Source organism: Salmonella sp. SAL-020, from assembly GCF_017372215.1.
GTDB lineage: Bacteria > Pseudomonadota > Gammaproteobacteria > Enterobacterales > Enterobacteriaceae > Salmonella > Salmonella enterica.
In genome coordinates, this window is record NZ_CP071690.1 from 447,918 (window position 1) to 470,915 (window position 22,998).

Below are 22,998 nucleotides of genomic sequence, written 5' to 3' on the forward strand. Positions count from 1 at the left end.
AAATGGCTAAGCAATCAATGAAAGCACGCGAAGTAAAACGCGTAGCTTTAGCTGATAAATACTTCGCGAAACGCGCTGAACTGAAAGCGATCATCTCTGATGTGAACGCAACCGACGAAGATCGTTGGAATGCGGTTCTTAAGCTGCAGACTCTGCCGCGTGATTCCAGCCCGTCACGTCAGCGTAACCGCTGCCGTCAAACTGGTCGTCCGCACGCTTTCCTGCGGAAGTTCGGGTTGAGCCGTATTAAGGTCCGTGAAGCCGCTATGCGCGGTGAAATTCCGGGTCTGAAAAAGGCTAGCTGGTAATTGTCACCAATTGAATCACGGGAGTAAAGACAGATGAGCATGCAAGATCCGATCGCGGATATGCTGACCCGTATCCGTAACGGTCAGGCCGCGAACAAAGCTGCGGTCACCATGCCTTCCTCCAAGCTGAAAGTGGCAATTGCCAACGTGCTGAAGGAAGAAGGTTTTATTGAAGATTTTAAAGTTGAAGGCGACACCAAGCCGGAACTGGAACTGACTCTTAAGTATTTCCAGGGTAAAGCTGTTGTAGAAAGCATTCAGCGTGTCAGCCGCCCAGGTCTGCGCATCTACAAACGTAAAGATGAGCTGCCGAAAGTTATGGCCGGTCTGGGTATCGCAGTTGTTTCTACCTCTAAAGGTGTTATGACTGATCGTGCAGCGCGCCAGGCTGGTCTTGGTGGCGAAATTATCTGCTACGTAGCCTAATCGGAGGAAAAAATGTCTCGTGTTGCTAAAGCACCGGTCGTTGTTCCTGCCGGCGTTGATGTCAAAATCAACGGTCAGGTTATTACGATCAAAGGTAAAAACGGCGAGCTGACTCGTACTCTCAACGATGCTGTTGAAGTTAAACATGCAGATAATGCACTGACCTTCGGTCCGCGTGATGGTTACGCAGACGGTTGGGCACAGGCTGGTACCGCGCGTGCCCTGCTGAACTCAATGGTTATCGGTGTTACCGAAGGCTTCACTAAGAAGCTGCAGCTGGTTGGTGTAGGTTATCGTGCAGCGGTTAAGGGGAATGTAGTAAACCTGTCTTTAGGTTTCTCTCACCCGGTTGACCATCAGCTGCCGGCAGGTATTACTGCTGAATGTCCGACTCAAACTGAAATCGTGCTGAAAGGCGCTGATAAGCAGGTGATCGGCCAGGTTGCAGCAGATCTGCGCGCCTACCGTCGTCCTGAGCCTTACAAAGGCAAGGGTGTTCGTTACGCCGACGAAGTCGTGCGTACCAAAGAGGCTAAGAAGAAGTAAGGTAACACTATGGATAAGAAATCTGCTCGTATCCGTCGTGCGACCCGCGCACGCCGCAAGCTCAAAGAGCTGGGCGCAACTCGCCTGGTGGTACATCGTACCCCGCGTCATATTTACGCACAGGTAATTGCACCGAACGGTTCTGAAGTTCTGGTAGCTGCTTCTACTGTAGAAAAAGCTATCGCTGAACAACTGAAGTACACCGGTAACAAAGACGCGGCTGCAGCTGTGGGTAAAGCTGTCGCTGAACGCGCTCTGGAAAAAGGCATCAAAGATGTGTCCTTTGACCGTTCCGGGTTCCAATATCATGGTCGTGTCCAGGCACTGGCAGATGCTGCCCGTGAAGCTGGCCTTCAGTTCTAAGGTAGAGGTGTAAGATGGCTCACATCGAAAAACAAGCTGGCGAACTGCAGGAAAAGCTGATCGCGGTAAACCGCGTATCTAAAACCGTTAAAGGTGGTCGTATTTTCTCCTTCACAGCTCTGACTGTAGTAGGCGATGGTAACGGTCGCGTAGGTTTTGGTTACGGTAAAGCGCGTGAAGTTCCAGCAGCGATCCAGAAAGCGATGGAAAAAGCCCGTCGCAATATGATTAACGTCGCGCTGAACAACGGCACCCTGCAGCACCCGGTTAAAGGTGTTCACACGGGGTCTCGTGTATTCATGCAGCCAGCTTCCGAAGGTACCGGTATCATCGCCGGTGGTGCAATGCGCGCCGTTCTGGAAGTTGCTGGGGTTCATAACGTTCTGGCTAAAGCATACGGTTCCACCAACCCGATCAACGTGGTTCGTGCAACTATTGATGGCCTGGAAAATATGAATTCTCCAGAAATGGTCGCTGCCAAGCGTGGTAAATCCGTTGAAGAAATTCTGGGGAAATAAACCATGGCAAAGACTATTAAAATTACTCAAACCCGCAGTGCAATCGGTCGTCTGCCGAAACACAAGGCAACGCTGCTTGGCCTGGGTCTGCGTCGTATTGGTCACACCGTAGAGCGCGAGGATACTCCTGCTGTTCGTGGTATGGTCAACGCGGTTTCCTTCATGGTTAAAGTTGAGGAGTAAGAGATGCGTTTAAATACTCTGTCTCCGGCCGAAGGCTCCAAAAAGGCGGGTAAACGCCTGGGTCGTGGTATCGGTTCTGGCCTCGGTAAAACCGGTGGTCGTGGTCACAAAGGTCAGAAGTCTCGTTCTGGCGGTGGCGTACGTCGCGGTTTCGAGGGTGGTCAGATGCCTCTGTACCGTCGTCTGCCGAAATTCGGCTTCACTTCTCGCAAAGCAGCGATTACAGCCGAAGTTCGTCTGTCTGACTTGGCGAAAGTAGAAGGCGGCGTTGTAGACCTGAACACGCTGAAAGCGGCAAACATTATCGGTATCCAGATCGAGTTCGCGAAAGTGATCTTGGCTGGCGAAGTCACTACTCCGGTAACTGTTCGTGGCCTGCGTGTTACTAAAGGCGCTCGTGCTGCTATCGAAGCTGCTGGCGGTAAAATCGAGGAATAAGTAGCAGATGGCTAAACAACCGGGATTAGATTTTCAAAGTGCCAAAGGTGGCTTAGGTGAGCTGAAACGCAGACTGCTGTTTGTTATCGGCGCGCTGATTGTGTTCCGTATTGGCTCTTTTATTCCGATCCCTGGTATTGATGCCGCTGTACTTGCCAAACTGCTTGAGCAACAGCGAGGCACCATCATTGAAATGTTTAACATGTTCTCTGGTGGTGCTCTCAGCCGTGCTTCTATCTTTGCCCTGGGGATCATGCCGTATATTTCGGCGTCGATCATTATCCAGCTGTTGACGGTGGTTCATCCAACGCTGGCAGAAATTAAGAAAGAAGGGGAGTCTGGTCGTCGTAAGATCAGCCAGTACACCCGTTACGGTACTCTGGTGCTGGCGATATTCCAGTCGATCGGTATTGCTACCGGTTTGCCGAATATGCCTGGTATGCAGGGCCTGGTGATGAATCCAGGCTTTGCATTCTATTTCACCGCTGTTGTAAGTCTGGTTACAGGGACGATGTTCCTGATGTGGCTCGGCGAACAGATTACTGAGCGCGGTATCGGTAACGGTATCTCAATCATCATCTTCGCTGGTATCGTTGCGGGACTCCCGCCAGCCATTGCCCATACTATCGAGCAAGCGCGTCAAGGCGACCTGCACTTCCTCGTGTTGCTGTTGGTTGCAGTATTAGTATTTGCAGTGACGTTCTTTGTAGTATTCGTTGAACGTGGTCAACGCCGTATTGTGGTAAACTACGCCAAACGTCAGCAAGGTCGTCGTGTCTATGCTGCACAGAGCACACATTTACCGCTGAAAGTGAATATGGCGGGGGTAATCCCGGCAATCTTCGCTTCCAGTATTATTCTGTTCCCGGCGACCATCGCGTCATGGTTCGGGGGCGGTACTGGTTGGAACTGGCTGACAACAATTTCGCTGTATTTGCAGCCTGGGCAACCGCTTTATGTGTTACTCTATGCGTCTGCAATCATCTTCTTCTGTTTCTTCTACACGGCGTTGGTTTTCAACCCGCGTGAAACAGCAGATAACCTGAAGAAGTCCGGTGCATTTGTACCAGGAATTCGTCCGGGAGAGCAAACGGCGAAGTATATCGATAAAGTAATGACCCGCCTGACCTTGGTTGGTGCGCTGTATATTACCTTTATCTGCCTGATCCCGGAGTTCATGCGTGATGCAATGAAAGTGCCGTTCTACTTCGGTGGGACCTCACTGCTTATCGTTGTTGTCGTGATTATGGACTTTATGGCTCAAGTGCAAACTCTGATGATGTCCAGTCAGTATGAGTCTGCATTGAAGAAGGCGAACCTGAAAGGCTACGGCCGTTAATTGGTCGCCTGAGAAGTTACGGAGAGTAAAAATGAAAGTTCGTGCTTCCGTCAAGAAATTATGCCGTAACTGCAAAATCGTTAAGCGTGATGGTGTCATCCGTGTGATTTGCAGTGCCGAGCCGAAGCATAAACAGCGCCAAGGCTGATTTTTTCGCATATTTTTCTTGCAAAGTTGGGTTGAGCTGGCTAGATTAGCCAGCCAATCTTTTGTATGTCTGTACGTTTCCATTTGAGTATCCTGAAAACGGGCTTTTCAGCATGGTACGTACATATTAAATAGTAGGAGTGCATAGTGGCCCGTATAGCAGGCATTAACATTCCTGATCAGAAACACGCCGTGATCGCGTTAACTTCGATCTACGGTGTCGGCAAGACCCGTTCTAAAGCCATCCTGGCTGCAGCGGGTATCGCTGAAAATGTTAAGATCAGTGAGCTGTCTGAAGAACAAATCGACACGCTGCGTGACGAAGTTGCCAAATTTGTCGTTGAAGGTGATCTGCGCCGTGAAATCAGCATGAGCATCAAGCGCCTGATGGATCTTGGTTGCTATCGCGGTTTGCGTCATCGTCGTGGTCTCCCGGTTCGCGGTCAGCGTACCAAGACCAACGCTCGTACCCGTAAGGGTCCGCGCAAACCGATCAAGAAATAATCGGGGTGATTGAATAATGGCAAAGGCACCAGTTCGCGCACGTAAACGTGTAAGAAAACAAGTCTCTGACGGCGTGGCTCATATCCATGCTTCTTTCAACAACACCATCGTGACTATTACCGATCGTCAGGGTAATGCGCTGGGTTGGGCAACAGCCGGTGGTTCCGGTTTCCGTGGTTCTCGCAAATCCACTCCGTTTGCAGCTCAGGTTGCAGCAGAGCGTTGCGCTGACGCCGTGAAAGAATACGGTATCAAGAATCTGGAAGTTATGGTTAAAGGTCCGGGTCCAGGCCGCGAATCTACTATTCGTGCTCTGAACGCCGCTGGTTTCCGCATCACTAATATTACTGATGTGACTCCGATCCCTCATAACGGTTGTCGTCCGCCGAAAAAACGTCGCGTATAACGCTTCGTTTTCCAGGTTAGTTGGAGAAAGAAAATGGCAAGATATTTGGGTCCTAAGCTCAAGCTGAGCCGTCGTGAGGGCACCGACTTATTCCTTAAGTCTGGCGTTCGCGCGATCGATACCAAGTGTAAAATTGAACAAGCTCCTGGCCAGCACGGTGCGCGTAAGCCGCGTCTGTCTGACTATGGTGTGCAGTTGCGTGAAAAGCAAAAAGTTCGCCGCATTTACGGTGTGCTGGAGCGTCAGTTCCGTAACTACTACAAAGAAGCAGCACGTCTGAAAGGCAACACCGGTGAAAACCTGTTGGCTCTGCTGGAAGGTCGTCTGGACAACGTTGTATACCGTATGGGCTTCGGCGCCACTCGTGCAGAAGCACGTCAGCTGGTTAGCCATAAAGCAATTATGGTAAACGGTCGTGTTGTTAACATCGCTTCTTATCAGGTTAGTCCGAATGACGTTGTTAGCATTCGTGAGAAAGCGAAGAAGCAGTCTCGCGTGAAAGCCGCTCTGGAGCTGGCTGAGCAGCGTGAAAAGCCAACCTGGCTGGAAGTTGATGCTGGCAAGATGGAAGGTACGTACAAGCGTAAGCCTGAGCGTTCTGATCTGTCTGCGGACATTAACGAACACCTGATCGTCGAGCTTTACTCCAAGTAAAGCTTAGTACCAAAGAGAGGACACAATGCAGGGTTCTGTGACAGAGTTTCTAAAACCGCGCCTGGTAGATATCGAGCAAGTGAGTTCGACGCACGCCAAGGTGACCCTTGAGCCTTTAGAGCGTGGCTTCGGCCATACTCTGGGTAACGCACTGCGCCGTATTCTGCTCTCATCGATGCCGGGTTGCGCGGTGACCGAGGTTGAGATTGATGGTGTACTACATGAGTACAGCACCAAAGAAGGCGTTCAGGAAGACATCCTGGAAATCCTGCTCAACCTGAAAGGGCTGGCGGTGAGAGTTCAGGGTAAAGATGAAGTTATTCTTACCTTGAATAAATCTGGCATTGGCCCTGTGACTGCAGCCGATATCACCCATGATGGGGATGTCGAAATCGTCAAGCCGCAGCACGTGATCTGCCACCTGACCGATGAAAACGCGTCTATTAGTATGCGTATCAAAGTTCAGCGCGGTCGTGGTTATGTGCCGGCTTCTACCCGAATTCATTCGGAAGAAGATGAGCGCCCAATCGGCCGTCTGCTGGTCGACGCCTGCTACAGCCCTGTAGAGCGTATTGCCTACAATGTTGAAGCAGCGCGTGTAGAACAGCGTACCGACCTGGACAAGCTGGTCATCGAAATGGAAACCAACGGCACAATCGATCCTGAAGAGGCGATTCGTCGTGCGGCAACCATCCTGGCTGAACAACTGGAAGCTTTCGTTGATTTACGTGATGTACGTCAACCGGAAGTGAAAGAAGAGAAACCAGAATTCGATCCGATCCTGCTGCGCCCTGTTGACGATCTGGAATTGACTGTCCGCTCTGCTAACTGCCTCAAGGCAGAAGCTATCCACTATATCGGTGATCTGGTACAGCGTACCGAGGTTGAGCTTCTTAAGACGCCTAACCTGGGTAAAAAATCTCTTACCGAGATTAAAGACGTGCTGGCTTCCCGTGGACTGTCTCTGGGTATGCGCCTAGAAAACTGGCCACCGGCAAGCATCGCTGACGAGTAACCGGATCACAGGTTAAGGTTTTACTGAGAAGGATAAGGTCATGCGCCATCGTAAGAGTGGTCGTCAACTGAACCGCAACAGCAGCCATCGCCAGGCTATGTTCCGCAACATGGCAGGTTCACTGGTTCGTCATGAAATCATCAAGACGACCCTGCCTAAAGCGAAAGAGCTGCGTCGCGTAGTTGAGCCGCTGATTACTCTTGCCAAGACTGATAGCGTTGCTAATCGTCGTCTGGCATTCGCCCGTACTCGTGATAACGAGATCGTGGCAAAACTGTTTAACGAGCTGGGCCCGCGTTTCGCGAGCCGCGCCGGTGGTTACACTCGCATTCTGAAGTGTGGCTTCCGTGCAGGCGACAACGCGCCGATGGCATACATCGAGCTGGTTGATCGTTCAGAGAAAACAGAAGCTGCTGCAGAGTAATCTGTAGTAACGTAAAAAAACCCGCTTCGGCGGGTTTTTTTATATCCTCCTGAACCCCACATATCTACAATAATTGTATTCTTTTCGTTCAATCCCTGGAGCGACGTATGTGGTTACTTGACCAGTGGGCAGAGCGTCATATTATCGAGGCACAGCGTAAAGGCGAGTTTGATAATTTGCCTGGCCGTGGCGAGCCGCTTATTCTGGATGATGATTCTCATGTGCCGGCGGAACTTCGTGCGGGTTATCGCTTACTCAAGAATGCGGGCTGTCTTCCCCCTGAACTGGAGCAGCGCAGAGACGCTATTCAGTTACTTGATATCCTCAACAGTATCCGGGAAGATGACCCTCGATACCATCAGGTTAGTCGCCAGCTCTCCCTGCTTGAACTAAAACTTCGGCAGGCTGGGTTGAGTACCGACTTTTTACACGGTGAGTATGCAGAAAAACTGCTGCATAAAATCAACGATAATTAACGGAGCTTGTATGTATCGCATTGGTGAGCTGGCAAAGCTGGCAGACGTAACGCCTGATACCATTCGCTACTATGAAAAACAGCAGATGATGGATCATGAGGTACGTACTGAAGGCGGGTTTCGTCTGTATACCGAAACCGATCTGCAGCGTCTCAAGTTTATTCGTTATGCGCGACAGTTGGGTTTCACGCTCGACTCGATCCGCGAGCTTTTATCGATCCGAATTGATCCTGAGCACCATACCTGTCAGGAGTCAAAAAGTATTGTGCAAGAGCGATTGCAGGAGGTTGAAGCCAGGATTGCGGAACTGCAAACGATGCAGCGTTCGTTACAAAGGCTTAATGATGCTTGTTGCGGAACGGCCCACAGTAGCGTCTATTGTTCCATTCTGGAAGCCCTGGAACAGGGGGCCAGTGGAGCGAAATCAGGATGTTGATTTATTGAACCGGCGGGGCTACACTCGAGCCGTTAATTTATACAATCGGGAGACATTATGAGTCGTTATCAACATAAGAAAGGGCAGATAAAGGACAATGCCATTGAGGCATTACTGCACGATCCCCTTTTCAGGCAACGCGTTGAAAAAAATAAGAAAGGCAAAGGAAGCTATCTGCGCAAAGGTAAACACGGTAATCGAGGGAACTGGGAGGCCAGTGGCAAGAAAGTAAGTAACTTTTTTACCACTGGCCTTCTGCTTATTAAGAACGGTTATTTTGTTCTTTCAGCAGATCGCGGATTTCGCCCAATAGCACTTCCTCTTTAGAAGGCGCTGGCGGAGCTGCCGGCTCTTCTGCTTTTTTACGGTTGAGTCTGTTGATAAGCTTAATGGCAACAAAGATAGCAAAGGCCACAATCACAAAATCAAATACGTTCTGGATAAACACGCCGTAATGCATGACGACCGCCGGAATATCTCCCTGCGCTTCGCGTAACGTAAAAGCAAATTGTTTAAAGTCGATCCCGCCGATTAACAATCCCAACGGCGGCATAATGATATCGGCAACCAGTGAAGAAACAATCTTACCGAATGCCGCGCCAATAATGACACCCACTGCCAAATCCACAACATTCCCGCGCATCGCGAATTCGCGAAATTCTTTAATAAAACTCATTTTTATTCTCCCTATGCAGCTGACGTTATAAGTTTAACAAATGCTAAGGCATTTTCCATTTACGGCTTCTGTTTAGCGAAATAAATTAAACCTTGATAAATAAAGGGAATTAAAAAGGGCGCTGAATGAGCGCCCCTTAAATTAGAGGAAGAAAGGACTTGGCTGGAACAGACGTTCGACGTCGGTAATAAACTTTTTATCGGTCAAAAACATAATGACGTGATCGCCTTGTTCAATGCGCAAATTGTCATTAGCAATCATGACATCATTACCACGAACGACCGCGCCAATAATGGTGCCTGGCGGCAGTTTTATTTCGTCAATGACGCGGCCAACCACGCGGGAAGTGCTTTCATCGCCGTGCGCGACGGCTTCGATGGCTTCGGCAACTCCGCGACGTAGTGAGGAAACGCCGACGATATCCGCTTTACGCACATGGCTCAGTAATGCAGAGATGGTGGCCTGCTGCGGAGAAATCGCAATATCTATAACGCTACCCTGCACAAGATCGACATAAGCTCGACGCTGAATCAACACCATCACTTTTTTGGCGCCCATCCGCTTGGCCAACATCGCGGACATGATATTGGCTTCATCATCGTTAGTGACCGCGATAAAGAGATCGACCTGATCAATATGCTCCTCCGCCAGCAATTCCTGATCGGAGGCGTCGCCAAAAAAGACGATCGTGTTTTGCAGTTTCTCAGCCAGTTCTGCGGCGCGTTGTTGATCGCGTTCGATCAATTTAACGCTATAGTCTTTTTCCAGACGCCTTGCCAGCCCGGCGCCGATATTGCCGCCGCCCACCAGCATGATGCGCTTGTAGGGTTTTTCCAGACGCTGTAATTCGCTCATTACTGCACGGATATGCTGTGAAGCCGCAATAAAGAAGACTTCATCCCCTGCTTCCACGATAGTCGAGCCCTGAGGACGGATTGGTCTGTCATGGCGGAAAATTGCGGCAACGCGAGTATCGATATGCGGCATATGTTCTCGCATTGTCGAGAGCGCGTTACCTATTAGTGGACCGCCATAGTAGGCTTTTACTACTGCCAGACTGACTTTCCCTTCAGCAAAGTTTACAACCTGTAATGCTCCCGGATACTCGATCAGACGATAAATATTATCGATAACCAACTGCTCCGGCGCGATCAGATGATCAATCGGAACCGCTTCAGAATGAAAGAGTTTATCCGCATCGCGAACATAGTCCGGGGAGCGAATGCGGGCGATACGGTTTGGAGTGTTGAAGAGTGAATAGGCTACCTGACAGGCAACCATATTAGTTTCATCTGAACTGGTGACAGCGACCAGCATATCCGCATCGTCAGCGCCCGCTTCGCGCAACACGCGGGGATGCGAACCATGCCCCTGAACTACGCGTAGATCGAACTTATCTTGCAAACTGCGTAACCGTTCGCCGTTGGTATCAACCACCGTGATGTCGTTGTTTTCGCCGACCAGGTTTTCCGCCAGTGTTCCGCCAACTTGCCCTGCGCCCAGTATGATAATTTTCATCAGTCGTGGCCCGTTATCTCATCACTTCTTGATTAGCTTAGCGTAAAAGAACCCATCACCTTCTTCGCCGCCCGGCAGATTTTGCTGTCCTGGCTGATCAGGTGTTCCCGTTTCGCTGAGCGCGGCATCGGGAGTGCGTTGCAAAAAGGTTTTGATCTGATCGCGGTTTTCTTCCGGCAGTACGGAACAGGTGGCGTAAACCAGCGTCCCGCCAGGCTTCAGGCGCGGCCAGACGGCATCAAGAATTTCCGCCTGTAATTGCGCCAGTTCCGCGATATCGCGATCGCGACGCAGCCATTTGATATCTGGATGACGGCGAATGACGCCGGTTGCGGAGCAGGGCGCATCCAGCAGAATACGGTCAAACTGCTGCTCGCCGCACCATTGGGCGGGATAACGTCCATCCCCTTGTTTAACTGTCGCTTTCATCCCAAGACGCTTTAGGTTGTCGTAAACGCGGGAGAGTCGTTGTTCATCAATATCAACCGCCAACACGTCTGCTTCGGGGGCCACTTCGAGAATATGCGTGGTTTTACCGCCGGGCGCGGCGCACAAGTCTAAAATGTGCTCACCGTTCTGAGGAGCGAGAAAAACCGCACATCCCTGCGCAGAGGCATCCTGGACAGTTACCCAACCCTCAGCAAAACCGGGTAAAGCATGTACCGGAGCTGGCGTTTCCAGACGTACAGCGTCGGGATAATCGGGATGGGGATATCCCTTCATGCCTGCGTCTTCAAGTAAGCCAAGCCAACCGTCGCGGGTGTGGTGTGTACGATTTACACGTAGCCACATCGGTGGACGTTGGTTATTCGCTTCAATAATGTGTTGCCACTGTGTGGGGTAAGCATTTTGCAAACGCTTTACCAGCCAACCTGGATGTAAAAAGCGCGCATCGCTGGTCGCAAACTCATTAAGCAACGTTTCCTGCTGGCGCTGAAACTGGCGCAGGACGCCGTTAATTAACCCTTTCAACTGCGGACGTTTGATGGCGACCGCGCCTTCAACGGTTTCAGCCAGCGCCGCATGGGGAGGAACGCGGGTGTACAGCAACTGATAAAAGCCGACCATAATTAAGTAATGCACTGTACGCTGCTTGCCGGTCATTGGACGAGACATCAGCTTATTGATCAGCCATTCCAGCTGTGAAAGGGTGCGCAGGACGCCAAAGCACAGCTCCTGAAGTAGCGCTTTGTCTTTATCGGCGACTTTTTGTTGCAGCGGCGGGAGCACATTACTTAATGATTGTCCCTGTTCGACGACCAGTTCAACGGCCTGTGCTGCCAGACTACGTAAATTGTTTTGTTTTTTCATATGTATAAAATAAAAATGCCCGGTAACACCGGGCTTATAAAGACGTGACCGTCAGGCAAGACGGTTACCAGGAATAAACCATTCCCGGCGTGAATTTAACAGATCCTGGGCGCTCATTGCTTTTTTGCCGGCAGGCTGAAGCGAAAGCAAATTTAATATCCCCTTGCCTGTTGCAACCTGAATGCCCTGTTTCGTCGCGGCCAGAATGGTTCCCGGCAGCGACTGCGTGGCGTCCTCAATGACGGACGCCTGCCAGACTTTTACCGGCTGGCCGTCGATTTCCAGCCAGCTCATTGGCCACGGATTAAAGGCGCGAATGCAACGCTCCAGCTGTACTGCGGAGAGAGACCAGTCGATACGCGCTTCTTCTTTACTGAGCTTTTCCGCATGAGTGACCAGCGCTTCATTCTGCGCTTCAGGCGCCGCTGTGCCGTCCGCCAGTTGTTTTAGTGTGGTAATTAACCCCTGCGGGCCAAGCTCAGCCAACTTATTATACAGTGAGCCACTGGTATCTTCTGCGGTAATCGGGCACGCAAGTTTATACAGCATGTCGCCGGTATCCAGCCCTACATCCATCTGCATAATTGTGACGCCGGTTTCCGCATCGCCTGCCCAGAGTGAGCGCTGAATAGGCGCCGCGCCGCGCCAGCGTGGAAGCAGCGAACCGTGAACGTTGATACATCCGAGACGGGGCATATCCAGCACTGCCTTTGGGAGAATCAGACCATATGCTACGACAACCATGACGTCGGCATGTAAGTCAGCAACCAGTTGCTGGTTTTCCTGAGGACGAAGCGACACGGGCTGGAAAACGGGCAGGCCTTTTTCTTCCGCCAGCACTTTTACCGGGCTGGGCATCAACTTTTTGCCGCGACCTGCTGGACGATCGGGTTGGGTAAATACGCCGACAACGTTATGTCCAGAAGTTAACAGCGCGTCGAGATGACGCGCTGCAAAGTCAGGTGTACCCGCAAAAATAATACGTAGTGAATCTGACACGTTGGTTCTTGTCCTTTAAGCCCGGGCGTTCAGGCGGTCGAGTTTTTCTACTTTCTGACGAATACGTTGTTGCTTCAGCGGCGACAAATAATCGATAAACAGTTTACCGACCAGATGATCCATCTCATGCTGAATGCAAATTGCCAGCAAACCATCCGCTTCAAGCTCAAACGGGTTGCCGTCGCGATCCAGCGCGCGGATTTTCACTTTCTCGGCGCGCGGCACTAAAGCGCGCTGTTCCGGAATCGACAGACAGCCTTCTTCTATACCCGTTTCGCCACTTTTCTCCAGCAATTCCGGGTTAATGAGTACCAGGCGCTCGTCGCGGTTTTCCGAAACGTCAATCACGATGATCCGCTGGTGGATATCGACCTGCGTTGCGGCCAGACCGATACCTTCTTCCGCGTACATCGTTTCGAACATATCATCGACGATACGCTGAATTTCTGCATTCACTTCTTCAACCGGCTTTGCGACTTTGCGAAGGCGCTCGTCCGGAATATGTAACACTTGCAAAACTGACATAATTATCCAGAGTTGTGTTCAGGAGTTGAAAAGATTATTACCTCTATTCTAGACAAATCCCCACCTGATTGACAGCATCAGTGACCAATCGCAAAGATTGTTCAGACTGCTTGTGGCAGGGGAGGGAAAGGATGGCCCGTACCGAAATTTGGTTACGTTTAATGTACGTCGGCGACCTTTATGGCGAGGCGATGTTGAACATGGCGAACTCGCTTATTCGTCAGCCTCAGATAAATCGCACGCACCTTCAGGAGGCTGGTCTTACCGCGCGGCAAGCTGAACGTTTTTTACAGCTTCCAGCAGGTGTGCTTGATGAGACGTTACGCTGGCTTGAACTACCGCAGCATCATTTTCTGTGTGCGGATAGTGAGATTTATCCTCCCCAACTGCGTGCTATTGATGATTATCCCGGCGCTATTTTTATTGACGGCGATCCTGCCTGTCTGCATACCTGCCAACTTGCCGTCGTAGGGAGCCGGAGCCACTCCTGGTATGGAGAACGCTGGGGACGTCTGCTTTGCGAAAGCCTTGCGAAAAGCGGTTTGACGATCACCAGCGGCCTTGCCCGGGGAATTGATGGCGTAGCACACAACGCCGCGGTGAGTATGGGGGGAAAAAGTGTAGCGGTGTTAGGGAATGGCTTGGCAAAGATTTATCCTCGCCGACATGCCATGCTGGCTGAAAACTTGATTGCTACCGGCGGCGCAGTGGTCTCAGAATTTCCGCTTTCAACGCCTCCGCTACCGCAAAATTTTCCTCGCAGAAACCGTATCATCAGCGGACTGAGCAAAGGCGTGCTGGTGATTGAGGCGGCGTTGCGCAGCGGTTCGTTGGTGACGGCGCGCTGCGCGCTTGAACAGGGGCGGGACGTTTTTGCATTACCAGGTCCTATCGGTAGTCCGGGAAGCGAAGGCACGCACTGGTTAATTAAACAAGGGGCCACGCTTGTGACGACGCCGGAGGATATTCTGGAAAATTTGCAATACGGCTTACACTGGTTGCCAACTACGGCGGAAAATTCACTTTATTCACTAAATCAGGATGAGGCGGCATTGCCATTTCCTGAGCTCCTGGCTAACGTAGGAGATGAGGTAACACCTGTTGACGTCGTCGCTGAACGTGCCGGCCAACCTGTGCCAGCGGTAGTGGCTCAGCTACTCGAACTGGAGTTAGCAGGATGGATCGCAGCTGTACCCGGCGGCTATGTCCGATTAAGGAGGGCAAGCCATGTTCGACGTACTAATGTATTTGTTTGAAACATACATCCATAACGAAGCCGAGCTGCGCGTGGATCAGGACAGACTGGAGCGTGATCTCACCGACGCTGGGTTTGATCGCGAAGACATCTACAATGCGCTGCTGTGGCTGGAAAAACTCGCTGACTATCAGGATGGCCTCGCGGAACCCATGCAACTTGCTTCCGATCCTCTTTCAATGCGCATTTATACGGTTGAAGAGTGTGAAAGGCTTGATGCCAGTTGCCGGGGGTTCCTGTTATTCCTTGAGCAGATTCAGGTGCTAAACCTCGAAACACGAGAAATGGTGATTGAGCGTGTGCTGGCGCTGGATACCGCAGAGTTTGACCTGGAAGACTTGAAATGGGTTATTTTGATGGTGTTATTCAACATTCCGGGCTGTGAAAACGCCTATCAGCAAATGGAAGAATTACTCTTTGAGGTAAATGAAGGTATGCTGCATTGATAGGTGTTAATGCTGCATGAGTGAATATGGCTAAATCAGCACTGTTTTCGGTGCGTAAAAATGAGCCCTGCCCGCAGTGCGGGGCCGAACTGGTAATTCGCTCCGGGAAACATGGTCCGTTTCTCGGCTGTTCTCGCTATCCGGAATGCGATTACGTTCGTCCGCTGAAAAGTCAGGCGGACGGACATATCGTTAAAATTCTGGAGGGGCAACCGTGCCCTGAGTGTGGCGCCGTGCTGGTGCTGCGTCAGGGGCGCTTTGGCATGTTCATCGGATGCAGTCAGTATCCGCAATGTGAACATACAGTGGTTATTGATAAACCGGATGAAACGGCGATTGCCTGTCCAGCCTGCCAGCAAGGACATTTGGTCCAGCGCCGTTCTCGTTACGGTAAAATCTTTCATTCCTGCGATCGCTACCCGGAATGTCAGTTCGTCATTAACTTCACACCGGTTGCGGGGGAATGCCCCGAGTGCCATTATCCGCTACTCATCGAAAAGAAAACCGCGCAGGGCGTGAAGCGCTTTTGCGCCAGTAAACAATGTGGAAAGCCGGTTCCGGTGGAATAAACAAGTGAATAATAGCCTGCCAACAGGATCTATCGCCGCAGCGGTAGATCTCCTGAATAAAGAAAATGTCATCGCTTATCCAACAGAAGCCGTTTTCGGCGTCGGCTGCGATCCCGATAGTGAAACAGCCGTTACGCGCCTGCTGGCGTTAAAACAACGGCCCGTCGATAAGGGACTCATTTTGATTGCCGCCAGCTTTGAGCAGTTAAAACCTTATATTGATGACAGCATACTTACCGCCGCACAGCGTAAAGCGGTATTTGATTGCTGGCCCGGGCCGGTAACGTTTGTTTTTCCTGCGCCCGCGACAACGCCGCGGTGGCTCACGGGACGTTTTGATTCCCTGGCCGTTCGTGTTACCAACCACCCGCTGGTGGTCGCGCTATGCAATGCGTATGGCAAACCGCTGGTTTCCACCAGCGCCAATCTGAGCGGATTACCGCCATGTCGTACCATTGAAGAGGTGCGTGCGCAATTTGGCGATGATTTTCCGGTGGTTGAAGGCGCAACGGGTGGGCGTTTAAATCCTTCAGAAATTCGCGATGCTCTGACGGGCGAACTGTTTCGACAGGGGTAATATGATGGAAACCTATGCTGTTTTTGGAAATCCGATTGCGCACAGCAAATCGCCATTTATTCATCAGCAATTTGCTCAGCAGCTAGATATTGTTCACCCCTATGGTCGCGTGCTGGCCCCTATTAATAATTTCATTAATACGCTTGATGCCTTTTTCGCGGCAGGGGGAAAAGGCGCAAACATCACAGTACCTTTTAAAGAGGAGGCGTTTGCGCGTTCGGATGAGTTAACGGAACGAGCATCGCTGGCGGGAGCCGTCAATACATTAAAACGGCTGGAAGATGGTCGTTTGCTTGGCGACAATACTGACGGTATCGGTTTATTAAGCGATCTCGAACGTTTAAATTTTATCCGCCCAGGATTGCGTATTTTGCTGATTGGCGCGGGCGGCGCATCCCGGGGCGTGCTGTTACCCCTGCTTTCTTTGGATTGCGCGGTCACTATCACTAACCGTACAGCTTCACGTGCCGAAGCGTTGGCGAAAATCTTTGCTCATACCGGCAGCGTTCATGCCACGGATATGGACAAGCTGGATGGTTGTGAGTTTGACCTGATTATTAATGCGACCTCCAGCGGCATACGGGGCGAAATCCCGGCGATTCCGGCGTCACTTATTCACCCTTCCCTCTGTTGCTATGACATGTTCTATCAAAAAGGGAATACGCCATTTCTCTCCTGGTGTGTACAACAGGGCGCAAAACGCTACGCAGATGGGCTGGGAATGCTGGTGGGGCAGGCTGCACATGCCGTTTTGCTTTGGCACGGTGTATTACCGCAGGTCGAGCCAGTGATTGAGCTGCTACAGCAGGAATTATTAGCGTGAACCAGGCCATACAATTTCCTGACCGCGAAGAATGGGATACTGCCGCCAGTGCTATCATCTTTCCCGCCCTGGTTAATGGGATGCAACTCACGTGTGCAATAAAAAAAGATGTACTGGCGTATCGCTTTGGTGGAGAAACAGCGGAGCAATGGCTGGCCATTTTTCGTGAGTATCGCTGGGACCTGGAAGAAGAGGCGGAAGCATTAATCCTGGCCCAGCAGGAAGATGATCACGGTTGGATATGGTTATCCTGAGAAAGATAGTCGTCTTTCCACTTTACATAGTTATTGGCGGAGTACTGCAGGCCCGATCTCTCAGCATCGCTCAAGGGGCGGATCTGTTTTACCGGACTGCCAAGATATAAATAGCCGCTTTCCAGCCGTTTGTGCTGCGGCACCAGGCTTCCCGCGCCAATCATTACGTCATCTTCTATTATCGCGCCATCCAACACAATGGAGCCCATACCGACCAGTACGCGGTTACCGATGGTACAGCCGTGCAGCATAACTTTATGGCCAACGGTAACATCTTCGCCAATGATTAATGGGTTGCCGTGTGGATTGGATGAAGACTTGTGGGTTACGTGAAGAACGCTGCCATCCTGAATGTTCGTACGAGCCCCTATCGCAACGTAATTCACATCGCCGCGAATCACCACAAGCGGCCAGATCCCGATATCATCCGCCAGACGGACATCACCAATAACCACGCTGCTGGTATCGATCATCACGCGCTGACCGATTTCAGGAAAAAGATCCTTATAAGGACGTAATGTGTCAGACATGTCTACCTCATCATAAATGAATAGTCATGAAGACTTTGGTTGCTTTAACGGCGTTGTGCAAGGGGAGATAGCATCAAAAAATCGCCACTTTGCGCAGGAATGGAGCGAAAGGGATGAAAAATCAACAAACAGAAAAAAAGATCCAAAAAACGCTTGTGCAAAAAAATGGGATCCCTATAATGCGCCTCCATCGACACGGCGGATGTGAATCACTTCACACAAACAGCCGGTCGGTTGAAGAGAAAAATCCTGAAATTCAGGGTTGACTCTGAAAGAGGAAAGCGTAATATACGCCACCTCGCAACGGTGAGCGAAAGCCGCGTTGCACTGCTCTTTAACAATTTATCAGACAATCTGTGTGGGCACTCGAAGATACGGATTCTTAACGTCCTCGGACGAAAAATGAATACCAAGTCTCAAGAGTGAACACGTAATTCATTACGAAGTTTAATCCTTTGAGCATCAAACTTTTAAATTGAAGAGTTTGATCATGGCTCAGATTGAACGCTGGCGGCAGGCCTAACACATGCAAGTCGAACGGTAACAGGAAGCAGCTTGCTGCTTCGCTGACGAGTGGCGGACGGGTGAGTAATGTCTGGGAAACTGCCTGATGGAGGGGGATAACTACTGGAAACGGTGGCTAATACCGCATAACGTCGCAAGACCAAAGAGGGGGACCTTCGGGCCTCTTGCCATCAGATGTGCCCAGATGGGATTAGCTTGTTGGTGAGGTAACGGCTCACCAAGGCGACGATCCCTAGCTGGTCTGAGAGGATGACCAGCCACACTGGAACTGAGACACGGTCCAGACTCCTACGGGAGGCAGCAGTGGGGAATATTGCACAATGGGCGCAAGCCTGATGCAGCCATGCCGCGTGTATGAAGAAGGCCTTCGGGTTGTAAAGTACTTTCAGCGGGGAGGAAGGTGTTGTGGTTAATAACCGCAGCAATTGACGTTACCCGCAGAAGAAGCACCGGCTAACTCCGTGCCAGCAGCCGCGGTAATACGGAGGGTGCAAGCGTTAATCGGAATTACTGGGCGTAAAGCGCACGCAGGCGGTCTGTCAAGTCGGATGTGAAATCCCCGGGCTCAACCTGGGAACTGCATTCGAAACTGGCAGGCTTGAGTCTTGTAGAGGGGGGTAGAATTCCAGGTGTAGCGGTGAAATGCGTAGAGATCTGGAGGAATACCGGTGGCGAAGGCGGCCCCCTGGACAAAGACTGACGCTCAGGTGCGAAAGCGTGGGGAGCAAACAGGATTAGATACCCTGGTAGTCCACGCCGTAAACGATGTCTACTTGGAGGTTGTGCCCTTGAGGCGTGGCTTCCGGAGCTAACGCGTTAAGTAGACCGCCTGGGGAGTACGGCCGCAAGGTTAAAACTCAAATGAATTGACGGGGGCCCGCACAAGCGGTGGAGCATGTGGTTTAATTCGATGCAACGCGAAGAACCTTACCTGGTCTTGACATCCACAGAAGAATCCAGAGATGGATTTGTGCCTTCGGGAACTGTGAGACAGGTGCTGCATGGCTGTCGTCAGCTCGTGTTGTGAAATGTTGGGTTAAGTCCCGCAACGAGCGCAACCCTTATCCTTTGTTGCCAGCGGTTAGGCCGGGAACTCAAAGGAGACTGCCAGTGATAAACTGGAGGAAGGTGGGGATGACGTCAAGTCATCATGGCCCTTACGACCAGGGCTACACACGTGCTACAATGGCGCATACAAAGAGAAGCGACCTCGCGAGAGCAAGCGGACCTCATAAAGTGCGTCGTAGTCCGGATTGGAGTCTGCAACTCGACTCCATGAAGTCGGAATCGCTAGTAATCGTGGATCAGAATGCCACGGTGAATACGTTCCCGGGCCTTGTACACACCGCCCGTCACACCATGGGAGTGGGTTGCAAAAGAAGTAGGTAGCTTAACCTTCGGGAGGGCGCTTACCACTTTGTGATTCATGACTGGGGTGAAGTCGTAACAAGGTAACCGTAGGGGAACCTGCGGTTGGATCACCTCCTTACCTTAAAGAACTGTTCTTTGAAGTGCTCACACAGATTGTCTGATGAAAAGTAAAAAGCAAGGCGTCTTGCGATTGAGACTTCAGTGTCCCCTTCGTCTAGAGGCCCAGGACACCGCCCTTTCACGGCGGTAACAGGGGTTCGAATCCCCTAGGGGACGCCACTTGCGCGGTAATGTGTGAAAGGCGTTGCCATCAGTATCTCAAAACTGACTTACGAGTCACGTTTGAGATATTTGCTCTTTAAAAATCTGGATCAAGCTGAAAATTGAAACACAGAACAACGAAAGTTGTTCGTGAGTCTCTCAAATTTTCGCAACACGATGATGAATCGTAAGAAACATCTTCGGGTTGTGAGGTTAAGCGACTAAGCGTACACGGTGGATGCCCTGGCAGTCAGAGGCGATGAAGGGCGTGCTAATCTGCGATAAGCGCCGGTAAGGTGATATGAACCGTTATAACCGGCGATACCCGAATGGGGAAACCCAGTGTGACTCGTCACACTATCATTAACTGAATCCATAGGTTAATGAGGCGAACCGGGGGAACTGAAACATCTAAGTACCCCGAGGAAAAGAAATCAACCGAGATTCCCCCAGTAGCGGCGAGCGAACGGGGAGGAGCCCAGAGCCTGAATCAGCATGTGTGTTAGTGGAAGCGTCTGGAAAGGCGCGCGATACAGGGTGACAGCCCCGTACACAAAAGCGCATGTGCTGTGAGCTCGATGAGTAGGGCGGGACACGTGGTATCCTGTCTGAATATGGGGGGACCATCCTCCAAGGCTAAATACTCCTGACTGACCGATAGTGAACCAGTACCGTGAGGGAAAGGCGAAAAGAACCCCGGCGAGGGGAGTGAAAAAGAACCTGAAACCGTGTACGTACAAGCAGTGGGAGCACAGGTTTACCTGTGTGACTGCGTACCTTTTGTATAATGGGTCAGCGACTTATATTCTGTAGCAAGGTTAACCGAATAGGGGAGCCGGAGGGAAACCGAGTCTTAATTGGGCGTTAAGTTGCAGGGTATAGACCCGAAACCCGGTGATCTAGCCATGGGCAGGTTGAAGGTTGGGTAACACTAACTGGAGGACCGAACCGACTAATGTTGAAAAATTAGCGGATGACCTGTGGCTGGGGGTGAAAGGCCAATCAAACCGGGAGATAGCTGGTTCTCCCCGAAAGCTATTTAGGTAGCGCCTCGTGAATTCATCTCCGGGGGTAGAGCACTGTTTCGGCTAGGGGGCCATCCCGGCTTACCAACCCGATGCAAACTGCGAATACCGGAGAATGTTATCACGGGAGACACACGGCGGGTGCTAACGTCCGTCGTGAAGAGGGAAACAACCCAGACCGCCAGCTAAGGTCCCAAAGTCATGGTTAAGTGGGAAACGATGTGGGAAGGCCCAGACAGCCAGGATGTTGGCTTAGAAGCAGCCATCATTTAAAGAAAGCGTAATAGCTCACTGGTCGAGTCGGCCTGCGCGGAAGATGTAACGGGGCTAAACCATGCACCGAAGCTGCGGCAGCGACACTGTGTGTTGTTGGGTAGGGGAGCGTTCTGTAAGCCTGTGAAGGTGTGTCGTGAGGCATGCTGGAGGTATCAGAAGTGCGAATGCTGACATAAGTAACGATAAAGCGGGTGAAAAGCCCGCTCGCCGGAAGACCAAGGGTTCCTGTCCAACGTTAATCGGGGCAGGGTGAGTCGACCCCTAAGGCGAGGCCGAAAGGCGTAGTCGATGGGAAACGGGTTAATATTCCCGTACTTGGTGTTACTGCGAAGGGGGGACGGAGAAGGCTATGTTGGCCGGGCGACGGTTGTCCCGGTTTAAGCGTGTAGGTGTGTGTTCCAGGTAAATCCGGTTCACTTTAACACTGAGGCGTGACGACGAGGCACTACGGTGCTGAAGCAACAAATGCCCTGCTTCCAGGAAAAGCCTCTAAGCATCAGGTAACATCAAATCGTACCCCAAACCGACACAGGTGGTCAGGTAGAGAATACCAAGGCGCTTGAGAGAACTCGGGTGAAGGAACTAGGCAAAATGGTGCCGTAACTTCGGGAGAAGGCACGCTGACACGTAGGTGAAGTGATTTACTCATGGAGCTGAAGTCAGTCGAAGATACCAGCTGGCTGCAACTGTTTATTAAAAACACAGCACTGTGCAAACACGAAAGTGGACGTATACGGTGTGACGCCTGCCCGGTGCCGGAAGGTTAATTGATGGGGTCAGCGCAAGCGAAGCTCCTGATCGAAGCCCCGGTAAACGGCGGCCGTAACTATAACGGTCCTAAGGTAGCGAAATTCCTTGTCGGGTAAGTTCCGACCTGCACGAATGGCGTAATGATGGCCAGGCTGTCTCCACCCGAGACTCAGTGAAATTGAACTCGCTGTGAAGATGCAGTGTACCCGCGGCAAGACGGAAAGACCCCGTGAACCTTTACTATAGCTTGACACTGAACATTGAGCCTTGATGTGTAGGATAGGTGGGAGGCTTTGAAGTGTGGACGCCAGTCTGCATGGAGCCGACCTTGAAATACCACCCTTTAATGTTTGATGTTCTAACGTGGACCCGTTACCCGGGTTGCGGACAGTGTCTGGTGGGTAGTTTGACTGGGGCGGTCTCCTCCTAAAGAGTAACGGAGGAGCACGAAGGTTGGCTAATCCTGGTCGGACATCAGGAGGTTAGTGCAATGGCATAAGCCAGCTTGACTGCGAGCGTGACGGCGCGAGCAGGTGCGAAAGCAGGTCATAGTGATCCGGTGGTTCTGAATGGAAGGGCCATCGCTCAACGGATAAAAGGTACTCCGGGGATAACAGGCTGATACCGCCCAAGAGTTCATATCGACGGCGGTGTTTGGCACCTCGATGTCGGCTCATCACATCCTGGGGCTGAAGTAGGTCCCAAGGGTATGGCTGTTCGCCATTTAAAGTGGTACGCGAGCTGGGTTTAGAACGTCGTGAGACAGTTCGGTCCCTATCTGCCGTGGGCGCTGGAGAACTGAGGGGGGCTGCTCCTAGTACGAGAGGACCGGAGTGGACGCATCACTGGTGTTCGGGTTGTCATGCCAATGGCACTGCCCGGTAGCTAAATGCGGAAGAGATAAGTGCTGAAAGCATCTAAGCACGAAACTTGCCCCGAGATGAGTTCTCCCTGAGACTTAGAGTCTCCTGAAGGAACGTTGAAGACGACGACGTTGATAGGCCGGGTGTGTAAGCGCAGCGATGCGTTGAGCTAACCGGTACTAATGAACCGTGAGGCTTAACCTTACAACGCCGAAGATGTTTTGGCGGATGAGAGAAGATTTTCAGCACTGATTCAGATTA

The 22,998-nt window shown here is 51.4% G+C and carries 30 protein-coding genes, 1 tRNA gene and 2 rRNA genes; 27 read left to right on the top strand and 6 right to left on the bottom strand.

The window, feature by feature from the left end; translation table 11 throughout:
- The first annotated feature begins 2 nt into the window (after positions 1 to 2).
- The 17 genes from rpsN (at position 3) to J1G48_RS02140 (ending at position 8,510) form a co-directional block, all read left to right on the top strand.
- On the top strand, positions 3 to 308 hold the full coding sequence (gene rpsN, locus J1G48_RS02060) for a 30S ribosomal protein S14 (protein ID WP_001118932.1): 306 nt from the start codon (positions 3 to 5) through the stop codon (positions 306 to 308).
- A 33-nt stretch (positions 309 to 341) separates the two neighbouring features.
- Positions 342 to 734, top strand: coding sequence for a 30S ribosomal protein S8 (gene rpsH / locus J1G48_RS02065; protein ID WP_000062611.1), 393 nt, complete (start codon positions 342 to 344; stop codon positions 732 to 734).
- A gap of 12 nt (positions 735 to 746) precedes the next feature.
- Positions 747 to 1,280: a 50S ribosomal protein L6 gene (gene rplF / locus J1G48_RS02070; protein WP_000091939.1), complete on the top strand. Its 534-nt coding sequence runs from the start codon at positions 747 to 749 to the stop codon at positions 1,278 to 1,280.
- A 9-nt stretch (positions 1,281 to 1,289) separates the two neighbouring features.
- Positions 1,290 to 1,643, top strand: a complete 354-nt coding sequence (gene rplR / locus J1G48_RS02075) for a 50S ribosomal protein L18 (RefSeq protein ID WP_000358956.1) — start codon at positions 1,290 to 1,292, stop codon at positions 1,641 to 1,643.
- 14 nt (positions 1,644 to 1,657) lie between these two features.
- Positions 1,658 to 2,161 (top strand): 30S ribosomal protein S5, encoded by a 504-nt coding sequence (rpsE, locus tag J1G48_RS02080; protein ID WP_000940121.1) that lies wholly within the window; start codon positions 1,658 to 1,660, stop codon positions 2,159 to 2,161.
- 3 nt (positions 2,162 to 2,164) lie between these two features.
- Entirely contained in the window at positions 2,165 to 2,344 is a 180-nt protein-coding gene (rpmD, locus tag J1G48_RS02085; RefSeq protein ID WP_001140434.1) for a 50S ribosomal protein L30, read from the top strand.
- 3 nt (positions 2,345 to 2,347) lie between these two features.
- A complete protein-coding gene (gene rplO / locus J1G48_RS02090) occupies positions 2,348 to 2,782 on the top strand; it encodes a 50S ribosomal protein L15 (RefSeq protein WP_001238917.1) in 435 nt (144 codons plus the stop codon).
- Positions 2,783 to 2,789: 7 nt separating this feature from the next.
- Positions 2,790 to 4,121, top strand: coding sequence for a preprotein translocase subunit SecY (secY, locus tag J1G48_RS02095; RefSeq protein ID WP_001118864.1), 1,332 nt, complete (start codon positions 2,790 to 2,792; stop codon positions 4,119 to 4,121).
- A 31-nt stretch (positions 4,122 to 4,152) separates the two neighbouring features.
- Positions 4,153 to 4,269, top strand: a complete 117-nt coding sequence (rpmJ, locus tag J1G48_RS02100; protein WP_000868187.1) for a 50S ribosomal protein L36 — start codon at positions 4,153 to 4,155, stop codon at positions 4,267 to 4,269.
- 146 nt (positions 4,270 to 4,415) lie between these two features.
- On the top strand, positions 4,416 to 4,772 hold the full coding sequence (gene rpsM, locus J1G48_RS02105) for a 30S ribosomal protein S13 (RefSeq protein ID WP_000090780.1): 357 nt from the start codon (positions 4,416 to 4,418) through the stop codon (positions 4,770 to 4,772).
- Positions 4,773 to 4,788: 16 nt separating this feature from the next.
- Entirely contained in the window at positions 4,789 to 5,178 is a 390-nt protein-coding gene (gene rpsK / locus J1G48_RS02110) for a 30S ribosomal protein S11 (protein ID WP_001029758.1), read from the top strand.
- 33 nt (positions 5,179 to 5,211) lie between these two features.
- Positions 5,212 to 5,832, top strand: a complete 621-nt coding sequence (gene rpsD, locus J1G48_RS02115) for a 30S ribosomal protein S4 (RefSeq protein ID WP_000135226.1) — start codon at positions 5,212 to 5,214, stop codon at positions 5,830 to 5,832.
- Between the two features lie 25 nt (positions 5,833 to 5,857).
- Positions 5,858 to 6,847 (top strand): DNA-directed RNA polymerase subunit alpha, encoded by a 990-nt coding sequence (rpoA, locus tag J1G48_RS02120; protein WP_001162094.1) that lies wholly within the window; start codon positions 5,858 to 5,860, stop codon positions 6,845 to 6,847.
- 40 nt (positions 6,848 to 6,887) lie between these two features.
- On the top strand, positions 6,888 to 7,271 hold the full coding sequence (gene rplQ / locus J1G48_RS02125; protein WP_001216370.1) for a 50S ribosomal protein L17: 384 nt from the start codon (positions 6,888 to 6,890) through the stop codon (positions 7,269 to 7,271).
- A 107-nt stretch (positions 7,272 to 7,378) separates the two neighbouring features.
- Positions 7,379 to 7,747, top strand: coding sequence for a DUF1992 domain-containing protein (locus tag J1G48_RS02130; protein WP_000266515.1), 369 nt, complete (start codon positions 7,379 to 7,381; stop codon positions 7,745 to 7,747).
- A gap of 10 nt (positions 7,748 to 7,757) precedes the next feature.
- Entirely contained in the window at positions 7,758 to 8,183 is a 426-nt protein-coding gene (gene zntR, locus J1G48_RS02135; protein ID WP_000285590.1) for a Zn(2+)-responsive transcriptional regulator, read from the top strand.
- Between the two features lie 57 nt (positions 8,184 to 8,240).
- Positions 8,241 to 8,510 (top strand): alternative ribosome-rescue factor A, encoded by a 270-nt coding sequence (locus tag J1G48_RS02140; protein ID WP_001576530.1) that lies wholly within the window; start codon positions 8,241 to 8,243, stop codon positions 8,508 to 8,510.
- Here the strand turns inward: J1G48_RS02140 and mscL are convergent.
- The 5 genes from mscL to def form a co-directional block, all read right to left on the bottom strand.
- Positions 8,446 to 8,859 carry a large-conductance mechanosensitive channel protein MscL gene (gene mscL, locus J1G48_RS02145; RefSeq protein ID WP_000008119.1) on the bottom strand — a complete coding sequence of 138 codons (414 nt, stop codon included), beginning with the start codon at positions 8,857 to 8,859 and terminating at the stop codon, positions 8,446 to 8,448. The two genes, J1G48_RS02140 and mscL, sit on opposite strands and share 65 nt — an antisense overlap.
- A gap of 141 nt (positions 8,860 to 9,000) precedes the next feature.
- Complete coding sequence (gene trkA, locus J1G48_RS02150; protein WP_000691374.1) at positions 9,001 to 10,377, bottom strand: Trk system potassium transporter TrkA; 1,377 nt, start codon at positions 10,375 to 10,377, stop codon at positions 9,001 to 9,003.
- Positions 10,378 to 10,398: 21 nt separating this feature from the next.
- Complete coding sequence (rsmB, locus tag J1G48_RS02155; protein WP_000744594.1) at positions 10,399 to 11,688, bottom strand: 16S rRNA (cytosine(967)-C(5))-methyltransferase RsmB; 1,290 nt, start codon at positions 11,686 to 11,688, stop codon at positions 10,399 to 10,401.
- Between the two features lie 51 nt (positions 11,689 to 11,739).
- Positions 11,740 to 12,687, bottom strand: a complete 948-nt coding sequence (fmt, locus tag J1G48_RS02160) for a methionyl-tRNA formyltransferase (RefSeq protein ID WP_001285173.1) — start codon at positions 12,685 to 12,687, stop codon at positions 11,740 to 11,742.
- Positions 12,688 to 12,702: 15 nt separating this feature from the next.
- Positions 12,703 to 13,212 (bottom strand): peptide deformylase, encoded by a 510-nt coding sequence (gene def, locus J1G48_RS02165; RefSeq protein ID WP_000114987.1) that lies wholly within the window; start codon positions 13,210 to 13,212, stop codon positions 12,703 to 12,705.
- A 131-nt stretch (positions 13,213 to 13,343) separates the two neighbouring features.
- Between def and dprA the strand changes: the two genes are divergently transcribed.
- From dprA to J1G48_RS02195, 6 genes are read left to right on the top strand one after another with little or no spacing between them, the layout of a single operon-like run.
- Entirely contained in the window at positions 13,344 to 14,468 is a 1,125-nt protein-coding gene (gene dprA / locus J1G48_RS02170; protein ID WP_000124531.1) for a DNA-protecting protein DprA, read from the top strand.
- A complete protein-coding gene (gene smg, locus J1G48_RS02175; RefSeq protein ID WP_000460663.1) occupies positions 14,440 to 14,913 on the top strand; it encodes a DUF494 family protein Smg in 474 nt (157 codons plus the stop codon). Before dprA ends, smg begins: the two co-directional genes overlap by 29 nt.
- A gap of 26 nt (positions 14,914 to 14,939) precedes the next feature.
- Positions 14,940 to 15,482, top strand: a complete 543-nt coding sequence (locus tag J1G48_RS02180) for a topoisomerase DNA-binding C4 zinc finger domain-containing protein (protein ID WP_001129712.1) — start codon at positions 14,940 to 14,942, stop codon at positions 15,480 to 15,482.
- Between the two features lie 4 nt (positions 15,483 to 15,486).
- Positions 15,487 to 16,059, top strand: coding sequence for an L-threonylcarbamoyladenylate synthase type 1 TsaC (gene tsaC / locus J1G48_RS02185; protein WP_001065812.1), 573 nt, complete (start codon positions 15,487 to 15,489; stop codon positions 16,057 to 16,059).
- A 4-nt stretch (positions 16,060 to 16,063) separates the two neighbouring features.
- Positions 16,064 to 16,882 carry a shikimate dehydrogenase gene (gene aroE / locus J1G48_RS02190; RefSeq protein WP_000451194.1) on the top strand — a complete coding sequence of 273 codons (819 nt, stop codon included), beginning with the start codon at positions 16,064 to 16,066 and terminating at the stop codon, positions 16,880 to 16,882.
- The gene (locus J1G48_RS02195; RefSeq protein WP_001070571.1) at positions 16,879 to 17,136 is read left to right on the top strand and encodes a DUF1488 domain-containing protein; all 258 of its coding nucleotides are present in this window, start codon (positions 16,879 to 16,881) and stop codon (positions 17,134 to 17,136) included. Before aroE ends, J1G48_RS02195 begins: the two co-directional genes overlap by 4 nt.
- Here the strand turns inward: J1G48_RS02195 and J1G48_RS02200 are convergent.
- Positions 17,112 to 17,666, bottom strand: coding sequence for a gamma carbonic anhydrase family protein (locus tag J1G48_RS02200; protein ID WP_001285631.1), 555 nt, complete (start codon positions 17,664 to 17,666; stop codon positions 17,112 to 17,114). The two genes, J1G48_RS02195 and J1G48_RS02200, sit on opposite strands and share 25 nt — an antisense overlap.
- 113 nt (positions 17,667 to 17,779) lie before the next feature.
- Between J1G48_RS02200 and J1G48_RS02205 the strand changes: the two genes are divergently transcribed.
- The 4 genes from J1G48_RS02205 (at position 17,780) to J1G48_RS02220 (ending at position 22,941) form a co-directional block, all read left to right on the top strand.
- On the top strand, positions 17,780 to 17,932 hold the full coding sequence (locus J1G48_RS02205; protein WP_000795911.1) for a hypothetical protein: 153 nt from the start codon (positions 17,780 to 17,782) through the stop codon (positions 17,930 to 17,932).
- Between the two features lie 206 nt (positions 17,933 to 18,138).
- Positions 18,139 to 19,680 (top strand): 16S ribosomal RNA (locus tag J1G48_RS02210).
- 85 nt (positions 19,681 to 19,765) lie between these two features.
- Positions 19,766 to 19,841: transfer RNA gene (locus J1G48_RS02215), tRNA-Glu, on the top strand.
- A 193-nt stretch (positions 19,842 to 20,034) separates the two neighbouring features.
- A 23S ribosomal RNA gene (locus J1G48_RS02220) occupies positions 20,035 to 22,941 on the top strand.
- Together the 16S and 23S rRNA genes with 1 tRNA gene alongside form the textbook arrangement of a ribosomal RNA operon.
- Positions 22,942 to 22,998 lie beyond the last annotated feature (57 nt).